Source organism: Coprococcus sp. RTP21428st1_C9_RTP21428_210409, assembly GCF_040227395.1.
In the GTDB taxonomy this organism is placed as follows: Bacteria; Bacillota; Clostridia; order Lachnospirales; family Lachnospiraceae; genus Coprococcus; species Coprococcus aceti.
This window is the reverse complement of the sequence record NZ_JBEHVV010000089.1, coordinates 1-10,122: the sequence shown is the minus strand read 5'-3', so window position 1 is coordinate 10,122 and position 10,122 is coordinate 1. Positions and strand designations below refer to the sequence as shown.

Annotated in this window: 10 protein-coding genes and 1 other RNA gene; 9 read left to right on the top strand and 2 right to left on the bottom strand. The window is 45.5% G+C overall.

Annotation, left to right across the window (positions count from 1 at the left end; all coding sequences use genetic code 11):
- Window positions 1–165: 165 nt before the first annotated feature.
- Both pncB and ABUA34_RS12885 read left to right on the top strand, forming a co-directional pair.
- Window positions 166–1,407, top strand: a complete 1,242-nt coding sequence (gene pncB, locus ABUA34_RS12890) for a nicotinate phosphoribosyltransferase (protein WP_349823439.1) — start codon at window positions 166–168, stop codon at window positions 1,405–1,407.
- A 135-nt stretch (window positions 1,408–1,542) separates the two neighbouring features.
- Window positions 1,543–2,421 (top strand): DegV family protein, encoded by an 879-nt coding sequence (locus ABUA34_RS12885; RefSeq protein ID WP_349823438.1) that lies wholly within the window; start codon window positions 1,543–1,545, stop codon window positions 2,419–2,421.
- A 233-nt stretch (window positions 2,422–2,654) separates the two neighbouring features.
- On the opposite strand, the gene ABUA34_RS12880 is transcribed toward ABUA34_RS12885, so the two are convergent.
- Window positions 2,655–3,269, bottom strand: coding sequence for a Maf family protein (locus ABUA34_RS12880; protein ID WP_015534495.1), 615 nt, complete (start codon window positions 3,267–3,269; stop codon window positions 2,655–2,657).
- A 110-nt stretch (window positions 3,270–3,379) separates the two neighbouring features.
- On the bottom strand, window positions 3,380–4,567 hold the full coding sequence (locus ABUA34_RS12875) for a pyridoxal phosphate-dependent aminotransferase (protein ID WP_022216003.1): 1,188 nt from the start codon (window positions 4,565–4,567) through the stop codon (window positions 3,380–3,382).
- Between the two features lie 431 nt (window positions 4,568–4,998).
- Here ABUA34_RS12875 and ABUA34_RS12870 point away from each other — a divergent pair, with 431 nt between their 5' ends.
- The 7 genes from ABUA34_RS12870 (at window position 4,999) to ABUA34_RS12840 (ending at window position 10,006) form a co-directional block, all read left to right on the top strand.
- Window positions 4,999–5,769, top strand: a complete 771-nt coding sequence (locus ABUA34_RS12870) for a TatD family hydrolase (RefSeq protein WP_349823437.1) — start codon at window positions 4,999–5,001, stop codon at window positions 5,767–5,769.
- A 151-nt stretch (window positions 5,770–5,920) separates the two neighbouring features.
- The gene (gene rsmA, locus ABUA34_RS12865; RefSeq protein WP_055145795.1) at window positions 5,921–6,784 is read left to right on the top strand and encodes a 16S rRNA (adenine(1518)-N(6)/adenine(1519)-N(6))-dimethyltransferase RsmA; all 864 of its coding nucleotides are present in this window, start codon (window positions 5,921–5,923) and stop codon (window positions 6,782–6,784) included.
- 88 nt (window positions 6,785–6,872) lie between these two features.
- Window positions 6,873–7,871: a DUF6128 domain-containing protein gene (locus ABUA34_RS12860; RefSeq protein ID WP_349823436.1), complete on the top strand. Its 999-nt coding sequence runs from the start codon at window positions 6,873–6,875 to the stop codon at window positions 7,869–7,871.
- Between the two features lie 19 nt (window positions 7,872–7,890).
- Window positions 7,891–8,400, top strand: a complete 510-nt coding sequence (gene tadA, locus ABUA34_RS12855; RefSeq protein WP_015534501.1) for a tRNA adenosine(34) deaminase TadA — start codon at window positions 7,891–7,893, stop codon at window positions 8,398–8,400.
- 76 nt (window positions 8,401–8,476) lie between these two features.
- An RNA gene (gene ffs, locus ABUA34_RS12850) (signal recognition particle sRNA large type) lies at window positions 8,477–8,740 on the top strand.
- A 140-nt stretch (window positions 8,741–8,880) separates the two neighbouring features.
- Entirely contained in the window at window positions 8,881–9,471 is a 591-nt protein-coding gene (locus tag ABUA34_RS12845; protein ID WP_015534503.1) for an HD domain-containing protein, read from the top strand.
- Window positions 9,472–9,511: 40 nt separating this feature from the next.
- Window positions 9,512–10,006 (top strand): hypothetical protein, encoded by a 495-nt coding sequence (locus tag ABUA34_RS12840; RefSeq protein ID WP_015534504.1) that lies wholly within the window; start codon window positions 9,512–9,514, stop codon window positions 10,004–10,006.
- The last annotated feature ends 116 nt before the right edge of the window (window positions 10,007–10,122 follow it).

Below are 10,122 nucleotides of genomic sequence, written 5' to 3'. Positions count from 1 at the left end.
TATATTGTGCTGCATGGCTCTGAACGGTAACATTATACAATACTATGTGTGATAGTTGCAAGGTAATAGTGCTTGACAGCGGGCTGTGTGCTAACTTATTATAAGTGGAAGTATTTGAACTTGCGTATACTTCCGTATTTCCGTGATATATGGCGGTTAAGCCGTATGTGTGGAGCGGATAAAAAGAGAAAGAAGAGTATAAAAATGGAAAGAATAATCACAAGCCTGCTTGAAACGGATATGTACAAGTTTAGTATGGGACAGGCGATTTACCATCAGTTCAGTGACTATAAGACAACATGGTCATTCAAGTGCAGGAATACTGACGTGTTCTTCACAAAGGAGATGGTTGATGAGATCAAGAGACAGATACAGCTCTACTGTGATCTGAGATTTACAGAGGAGGAGCTTGAGTATCTGCACAATATCAAGTGGATAAAGGGTTCTTATGTTGATTTTCTGAGACTCTGGAAGGCAAGATATGAGGACTTTGAGATATCAGATGACGCTGAGTGTGGACTGAAGATAGAGGCGAGAGGCACTTGGCTCAATACTTCCATGTATGAGATACCTACTCTGGCTATAGTGAATGAGGTCTACTTCAGAATGAACGATGACTATGATAAGCTGCTTGCATCATTCAGGGAGAAGCTAGATGAGAAGGTTCGAAAAGTCGAGACCGGAGAGTATAACCTTGGAGCTTTCAGTGAGTTTGGACTCAGAAGAAGACTTTCGGCTGAAGCTCAGGAGCTTGCAGTCAAGGAACTCAGCAAGCGCAAGTATCCGGGTTCAACATTTGTCGGAACAAGTAATGTATATCTGGCAAGGAAGTATAATCTGGTTCCGGTTGGAACTATGGCGCATGAGTGGATCATGTGTGTTGGACAGGGTAATCATAAGCACAATCCTGCATATTCCAACTGGTATGCATTGGATGCATGGGTTAAGGAGTATGGAGTGCTGAACGGAACAGCTCTCACTGATGCCATCACAACAGATTGCTTCCTGAAGGATTTCCAGCTCACATATGCGACACTTTTCAGTGGGGTGAGACACGACAGTGGCGATCCTTTTGAGTGGGGCGACAAGATGGTTCATCATTATGAGAAGCTTGGACTTGATCCAAAGACCAAGACACTTCTGTTCAGCGACAGCCTTGATTTCGAGAAAGCGGACAAACTCAACAGCTATTTTAAGGACAAGATCAAGGTTGCATTTGGAATAGGAACATATATATCCAACGATACGTGCGATGAACCGCTCAACATAGTTATGAAGACTACAGCATGTAACGGCATGGATGTTGCCAAGATATCTGATGATAAGGGCAAGGGTATGTGCAAGAACCCTGATTATGTTCATTATCTCAACAGATGTATCAAGTGGCGTATGGAGAATGATAAGTAAATTTTCATAAGGAGGTGGCGCACTGGGTGCGCCGTCACTAAGCTGGGCTTAGTGACATCTTATGAAGCACGCAGACGCCGCGCGCAGCGCATTTCATGCGTCTGCTCATTAGCAAAAAATGGAGTTTTGTGAATTATGGGAAAAATAATTATAATGACAGATTCTGCCAGTGATATTTCGGAGAAGGAGGAGAAGGAGCTTGGAATCAGGATTCTTCCTTTCCCGGTCGTGATAGGCGGCAAATCTTATCTGAGCAGGGTTGATTTTGACAATGAGGGTTTCTACAAGCTCATGGCAGAGAATGATGATCTTCCAAAGACATCACAGATCACAGCGTACCAGTTCGGCGAGGTGTATAAGGAGCTGGTGGAGCAGGGTTACACGGATATTATATATGTAAGCATCAACAAGGATGGTTCTGCCTCATATGCAAATGCGCAGATGGCCGCAGATCAGTTCGAGGAGGAATATCCTGAGTGCGCCGGAAAGTGCAATATATATGTATTTGACGGAATAGGCTACAGTGGACAGTATGGTTATCCGGTGGTTGTGGCAGCTAGAATGGTTCAGGAGGGCAGGGATGCCAAGGATATCGTGTGGTATCTGAAGGAAGAGCTTCCAAAGAGAAGGATATACTTCGGAATATATGGCCTCAAGTATGCAGCCAAGTCAGGAAGAATTCCAAGTGCGGCAGCTCTGGTTGGTGACGCACTCGGCGTGAAGCCTATCATGAAGATCTGGGCAAATGAGATCGTGACAGCTATCAAGTGCCGCGGTGAGAAGAAACTCATGGCAAAGATGGTGGATGTCACAGTGGAAGAGATGGAGCCGGGTTCAGAGTACCAGGTAGTATACGGAAATGATGAGACCGTCAGAGACGAGCTGACAGCTCGTATGACGGAGAAGGTTGGATATGGCCCTTCAGATTACTTCCAGATCGGGGCAGCAGTTGCATCAAATGCGGGCCCGAAGGTCGTTGGAACTATCTTCAATGTGAAGAAAGAGCTTATGTAAGGATTCGTGTAGGAATTATTTCTTATGGCACGATGGCGGATAAAAGTCTTCGTGCTGTTTATCGTGGAATTTAATAATATGTGCATAAAATTATCCCTTTTCAAGGAAATTTAGTTGAAAAGATACAAAATCTCAGATTTTGTGCCTTTTTCAAGATCTTTTCCTCAAAAAGGGATAATTTAGTGTCGTAAAATAAATATAATTGCCATTTAGAGAAAATATTTCCAAACCATTCAAGAAATCAAATCATCAAGCTCGTGATACACCCTTGCGAGTGGCAGCCCGACAACATTGTTGTAGTCGCCCTCAATTCCCTTGACGAACAGACCGCCCTTGCCCTGAATTCCATAGCTTCCGGCTTTGTCAAACGGCTCATTTGTGGCGAGGTACTGGATTATCTCGTCGTGGGATACAGGATAGAAGGTGACATCCGTCTTCTCATAGAATGAGCTGGATGACTTGGCTCTTCCGTTCACATATATCAGACACACGCCGGTGTACACCTGATGCGTCTGGTCGGACAGACTGTTCAAGGTGTTGTATGCATCGTCGTAGTCGTAAGGCTTACCAAGAATCCTTCCGTTCAGCGATACAACAGTGTCTGCGCCGAGGACAACGAAGCGTTCAGGAAGCTTTTTAACCCGTCTTACAACATCCTGGGCGATGATCCTGTTGCACACTTCATCTGCCTTCTTCTTAGCCAGAAGCATTACATATTCAGATGGAGCCATCGGTTCAAGATCTTCATCAGAAAGACTTGGACACACATCGAAGTCGTATCCCGCCTGGGCCAGAAGTTCCTTTCTTCTAGGCGATCCCGAGGCGAGAATTATCTTTATGTTAGTCATATGATATATCTCTATACTTTCCTAAAATAATTTTGTATAAACAAGATTAGTGCAAATAATATCTATACTGATAAGACATGATATTGATATAGAAATTCATACTCAGATCATTATTTACACATCTTGATAGCCTTCTCAAACAGTGGCAGAGAACGCTCAACCATATCTGTTGTAGTACAGTAAGCCAGTCTCATATGTCCCGGACACATAAAGCTGTCGCCAGGAACAAGGATCAGATCAAGCTCATGGGCAGTCATGTTACAGAACTCATTTGCATCTGCGATAGGAGTCTTAGGGAACATGTAGAAGGTTCCGCCCGGCTCAACACACTCATATCCCATAGCCGTCAGCTCCTTGTACAGGATGTTCTTGTTCTTCTCGTAGATTGACAGATCAGATGTCTCATCAAGCACCTTTGCAACTCCGAGCTGTATCAGAGATGAAGGACAGTTGTGTCCTGTGAAACGTGATACCTGTCCGCACATGTTGATGATGAGCTCGGCATCCTTGCACTTAGGGTTTACAGCCACGTATCCGATACGCTCTCCAGGCAGTGACAGAGACTTGCTGAATGAGTAGCAGCAGATGGTGTTGTCGTAGAACTTTGAGATGAATGGCGAATCAGTTCCCTCAAATACGATCTCTCTGTAAGGCTCGTCTGATATAAGGTAAATGTCATGTCCGTACTCCTCCTGTTTCTCTGTGAGGATCTGGGCAAGATGTGTTATAGTCTCGGTTGAGTAGACGATTCCGGATGGGTTGTTTGGCGAGTTGATGAGGATTGCCTGAACATTTGGGTTCATCATCTCGAGGAATGCGTCAAAGTTGATCTGGAATGAAGTTATGTCCGCGGGAACGACCTTGAGAACAGCACCGGTTCCGTCAACGTATGGTACATACTCAGGGAAGTAAGGCGCAAATGTGATGACCTCGTCACCCGGTTCTGTGACACATCTGATGGCGTGAGCCAGGGCTCCGGCAGCACCTGATGTCATGAAAATGTCCTCAGGAACATACTCCATGCCGAAACGGCGGTTCAGAGAATCTGCGACAGCCTTTCTTACAGAATAAATAGTGAGTGTTGGGCTGTAGCCGTGAAGTGCCAGTGAATCCTCATTCTGGATAAGATCGATAAGTCCTTTGTTGAAGTCGTCTGTGGTAGGCACAGATGGATTGCCTATAGTATAGTTGAACACATTCTCAGCACCGATCTCAGCGGCACGCTTTGAAGCATACTGTGCAAATTCCCTGATGATGGAAGTGTTGTTTAACATTGATGAATATTTCTTTGAAATCATGAAAGTCCTCCTGTTATGTAAAATGTTATGATAAATATACATATAAAATCAATGCGATATGACACGTGTAATGTGGACACATATTATACGTTGATGTAATCTATGTGTACATATATACATCACAATAAATATACAGTTTCGGACACAAAAAAACAAGAGGTAACAGAACGGGGAAGATCTGCTGCCTCTTGCAAAAAAATGAGGGGAGAGAGGATTCAAATAAATGAAAAACTCTTTACGATTGTTAGTATATCCAGGATTTGTGAAAAAAATGTGTTTAAAGATTAATCTATTTATAAAGATTAATAACTAATCATAAACAAATAATTAAACGTTCACAAAGTGCGGGTATTTCTGTATAATACAGCGTGACGGATACGATATTGCGGTACTATAAACAATGCATTAGTACCATAAGAGAGGTTTGAGATATGATATTTGAGACACATGGTCATTATGACGATACTCAGTTTGATGAGGACAGAGAACAGTTAATTGCAGAATTCCTTGAGAAGGATATAGACAAGGTCATGAACGTCGGAGCGGATATGCAGTCGTCGAGGAATTCGGTGGAGCTTGCCGCAAAATATCCGCATTTTTATGCGGCAGTCGGCGTACATCCGAGTGAGGTCGGTGAGCTGACGGAGACGGATATACAGGAGCTTAAGAGCATGGTGCTGGATAATCCAAAGGTGAGAGCCATAGGAGAGATAGGTCTTGATTATCATTTTGATGATGATCCTCCGAGGGATGTTCAGAAGAAATGGTTTCTCAGGCAGCTTGAGCTTGCGCAGGAGCTTGCCATGCCGATCATTATACACAGTCGTGATGCGGCATCAGACACTATGGAGATGCTTAAGAGAATGGATGGCGGCAGAAATGGCGGTGTGATACACTGCTATTCATACAGCGTAGAACAGGCAAGAGAATATATTAAGATGGGATTTAACATAGGGGTTGGCGGAGTAGTCACCTTCAAGAACAGCCGGAAGCTTCAGGAGGTCGTGGAGGATATCCCTCTGGAAAAGATAGTTCTCGAAACAGACTCCCCATACATGGCTCCGGTTCCATTCCGGGGAACAAGGAACTCTGCCCTCAACATACCTTATATAGCTGAGAAGATAGCCGAGATCAAGGGCGTTCCGGTTCAGAAAGTGTATGACCAGACATACGCGAATGCCCTGAAAATGTACAAGATGTAATAAAAACGTAGATTACAGGCAATGGAGGTTTCGTAATGTGAATTGAGACCAGGACTTTGTGGTATGCCCCAGACAGGCATACCACAAAGTCCTGGTCGTGACACAAATCTTGATGAAACCGCCATTGTCTGGACGCAGGAAAGGACAAAGCATGGAGAAGTTAAGTAATCCACAGGTTACGATAGAGACGATAAAGAAATATGAATTTGCATTCCAGAAGAAGTTCGGTCAGAACTTCCTCATAGATGCACATGTCATAAACAAGATAATCAGCGCGGCGGACATCACGAAGGACGACTGCGTTCTGGAGATAGGTCCGGGAATAGGAACCATGACCCAGTATCTTGCGGAGAGTGCCGGACAGGTTGTGGCGGTGGAGATAGACAAGAATCTTCTCCCTATTCTGGACGAGACCCTTGCGGAGTACGACAATGTGACCATCATCAACGATGACATACTGAAGGTGGATATCAACAAGATCGTGGAGGAGAGAAATGGCGGCAGGCCTATCAAGGTGGTTGCGAATCTCCCATACTATATAACCACACCGATCATCATGGGACTTTTCGAGAAGCATGTGCCGCTTCTCTCGGTGACGGTCATGGTGCAGAAGGAGGTTGCGGACCGCATGCAGGTGGGCCCGGGAACCAAGGATTACGGAGCACTGTCCCTGGCAGTTCAGTATTATGCCGAGCCGTATATAGTGGCAAATGTTCCGCCAAACTGCTTTATACCGAGACCGGGTGTGGGCTCAGCGGTCATCAGACTGAACAGATACCAGGAGCCGCCGGTCAAGGTGAAGGACGAGCAGCTCATGTTCAGGCTGATAAGAGCATCATTTAACCAGAGAAGAAAGACTCTCCAGAACGGCATAGCCAACAGCGGAGAGCTGTCATTTGCCAAGGAGCAGATCGCAAAGGCTTTGGAATCCCTTGGAATATCAGCAAATATCCGTGGAGAAAGTTTGAGCCTGGCGGAATTTGCAGCTTTGAGCGACATTCTCACGGACAAATAATGTCATAGGTTGTGAGACAGAATCATAGATAATTGATAAAGCCCCCGGAAAAGGACGCAGAATTCCGGAAGGGAGAGGAGGATTATCTATGGTGTACTGGAACCGATTTATATCGTATATTTACAGGTATCACGACGGATACAAATGTGAAAATTCAGGATTTGCCAAGGTGGCAAAGGTGGGGAGAACGGGAAGACTCACGGTTGGACTGAGAAACGGAATGAACAGCAGAGAGGAAATCTATGGCGTGTTCATTTACAGGGAGACGCTGGCCGACGAAGGCGCAGTGGGTGGTGAACAGACAAATGAACCCGTGATGATCCCTCTGCCAGTGCTCGTCGGTAAGATGAGACTCAGAAATGGACACGGTGAGGAGTGCTTCTCATTCTGCTGGGATGATGTCATGGAGAGCGGACGGCCTGTGACTGCATTTGCCGGTATCGTCATAAGGCGTATACAGCCGGATGGAAATATGGGGCAGGAGTATTACGACAGCGATATATTCTGTTCGTCCTGGACGGACAGTGTGATAGATTATTCCAGAATGTGGGATGCGAAACGTGCGGGCCGCGATACTGAGGAACTGAGCGAGGCGGTGAGAGAGGCCTCCATAACAGATACGGTCACGGCAGAGTTGGAGCTTGAGAGCTGTGCTGCACCGGCGGAGCCTGTATGTTCTGATGAGGTCGAGACCTCCGAGACCGGAACGGCGATAGACAAAATGTTTGAGAACTATGAACGTCTGCCACTTCTTCCGGGAAGCTCCCTGGATGACGGGCTGGACAGCGTCATAGAGAGCGTGAAGATATCCCCGAATGACATAGGTCTGCTGGACATGTGCAACTGGAAGCTCGGGGTGAACAGCTTCCTGACACACGGGTATTACAGCTACAAATACCTGATGTTCGGCAAAGTCATATTTTCCCCAGATGAGGACCGCGTCAGTTACATACTTGGAGTTCCGGGGGTGTATTCCTCGAGGGAGAAATACCTTGCCGGGATATTTGGATTTGACAGATTCGTGCCGGAGAAGGAGACACATATCAAGACCGGCAGCTTCGGCTACTGGATAGTGGATATAAGATAGGAAGAAGAGGATAAAGAGAATGGAAGATACCAATATAGATGAGCTGACGCCGGAGGAGCGGCGTATCCATGAGAAGTATATGGATAAAGCCATAGCCCAGGCAAAGAGGGCTTATGCAAATGGCGATGTTCCGATAGGCTGTGTCATAGTCCACGATGACAGGATAATCGCAAGGGGCTTCAACAAGAGAAATCTGAAAAAGACCACACTTGCACATGCGGAGATACTGGCCATAGAACAGGCGTCAAAGAAGCTCGGCGACTGGCGGCTGGAGGAGTGCACAATGTATGTGACCCTTGAACCGTGCCAGATGTGTGCCGGGGCCATAGTGCAGGCACGTATCCCAAATGTGGTGATAGGATGTATGAATCCCAAGGCCGGATGTGCGGGCTCCATAATAAACCTGCTGGACATGAAACAGTTCAATCATCAGGTTGAGGTTATACGTGGTGTGCGGCAGGATGAATGCAGTGAGATGATGAAGAGCTTTTTTCGCGACCTGAGACAGGGAAAAGCGAAGAATGCTTGACGGCGGGCGGCATGTCAGATATAATGTAGCCTGCGGTGCATCTTGTGCACAGCCAATTAAATATGTTTTAAAGTTTCCATGCAACCGGGGAGGTAGCGGCGCCCTGTACCTGCAATCCGCTATAGCAGGGGTGATGGTCTTCCTGAGGGGTGGCCGCTGTAGGGCTGCCCTCAGTAAGTGATGTTGATGTCTGGGTCTCGCGCAACAGGAATCTTCGAACCGTGTCAGGTCGGAGACGAAGCAGCACTAAGGGGAATCTCCTGTGTGCCGTGAGGGTGCCTGGGCTGAGTTAACTGCTGAGGTAACGTCTATGGTGACGCTTCGAAGGAAGATCGCATGGATTTTTTTATTTTTAACATTATTTATTAAAAATTTAAAAAAATATAGCAAAATCCCACAAAAGATGTTATCATCAAGTATGATACTTTTGCAGTGTTATTATGCGCTGCAGAATAGTGATTTCCAAGGGGCGAAACGGATATGAATTACGCTGAAGTAATTGATTTTGTAAAGGAACAGACAGCCGTTAATGGTAGGCCGCCTAATTATCCATTCAGGAGCAGATTTGAACATACTATGCGGGTGTATAGATGGGCGATAAAGCTTCAGTCGAAGTTAGGTGGAGATCTGGATATAATAGTTCTCGCGGCACTTCTTCATGATGTGGGCTGGGATGACGAGAGACCACATGGGGAGGTCGGAGCAGAGATAGCTGTCAATTATCTTGACAGTCTGGGAGTCGATCCACAGAAGATAGCCAAGATAGGCGAGATAATCATGATCCATGAGGAGAAGGATACTGATGCAGATCTGTCACTTGAGTGCAGGATAGTTATGGATGCAGACCTGCTGGATGAAGTGGGAGCGATCAGTGTTCTGTGGGATTCCATGGCTACGGCTATAGAGGACGAGGCAAGCTATAAGCGCGCATATTACAGAATCAAGAATTTTTATAAGATCAATAAACCAAAGATCAAGAGATGTAAGACGGAGGCTGGACGACTTGAGTACAGCAAACGCATGCAGCTCCTTGAGGATTTCATATTCCAGCTTGAGAAAGAACTGTTCTAGTATCGATTGATGAATTTGATTGTGGATAGGAGAGATAATTATGAAGACATTTGTTAAGATCCTTGTAGCCATTATTGTGGTAGCAGCTATCTGTGGCGGTGTGTATCTGGTTCTTCCTGAGACAGCTCAGATATTTGTAAAGGGTAATATTCAGTATCGTACTAACGATGAGGCAAAGGACAAGATAGACAGCCTTAAGAAGAATGAGATCGTCTATACAGATGTACAGAGCAACGGAACAGAGAAGAAGGTTCCTACAGGTGTTACATATGGAGACGCTCTTGATAAGAAGGCCAAGACAACAGTATGGTATTATGAGGACACAACAAACGGTGGATTCAGAATCACATATTATGGAACAAAGGTCAGCATGGATCTTGCAAAGTATGGTTCAGATGGAACATATATAGACAAGACACTGAAGGCAGTATTTGATTTCCCTGCAGGCGGAAAGAGTACAGTTACATTGTACATAGGAGATGAGCAGTGTGACGATGCGATGAAGGCTGCTGTACTTCAGGCTCTGGCTAACTAATAATAGTTAATATACAATAAAACTCCACACCGACTATGATTTTGATATGTACCCTCTTTACTGGACAACCAGTAAGGAGGGTATTTTTATGCGTTATAGTTATGAGTTTAAAATGA

Bases quoted from the DNA above. Each gene is read 5' to 3' on its own strand.
- pncB (WP_349823439.1), top strand. From the start codon at position 166: ATGTGTGGAGCGGATAAAAAGAGAAAGAAGAGTATAAAAATGGAAAGA.
- ABUA34_RS12885 (WP_349823438.1), top strand. From the start codon at position 1,543: ATGGGAAAAATAATTATAATGACAGATTCTGCCAGTGATATTTCGGAG.
- ABUA34_RS12880 (WP_015534495.1), bottom strand. From the start codon at position 3,269: ATGACTAACATAAAGATAATTCTCGCCTCGGGATCGCCTAGAAGAAAG.
- ABUA34_RS12875 (WP_022216003.1), bottom strand. From the start codon at position 4,567: ATGATTTCAAAGAAATATTCATCAATGTTAAACAACACTTCCATCATC.
- ABUA34_RS12870 (WP_349823437.1), top strand. From the start codon at position 4,999: ATGATATTTGAGACACATGGTCATTATGACGATACTCAGTTTGATGAG.
- rsmA (WP_055145795.1), top strand. From the start codon at position 5,921: ATGGAGAAGTTAAGTAATCCACAGGTTACGATAGAGACGATAAAGAAA.
- ABUA34_RS12860 (WP_349823436.1), top strand. From the start codon at position 6,873: ATGGTGTACTGGAACCGATTTATATCGTATATTTACAGGTATCACGAC.
- tadA (WP_015534501.1), top strand. From the start codon at position 7,891: ATGGAAGATACCAATATAGATGAGCTGACGCCGGAGGAGCGGCGTATC.
- ABUA34_RS12845 (WP_015534503.1), top strand. From the start codon at position 8,881: ATGAATTACGCTGAAGTAATTGATTTTGTAAAGGAACAGACAGCCGTT.
- ABUA34_RS12840 (WP_015534504.1), top strand. From the start codon at position 9,512: ATGAAGACATTTGTTAAGATCCTTGTAGCCATTATTGTGGTAGCAGCT.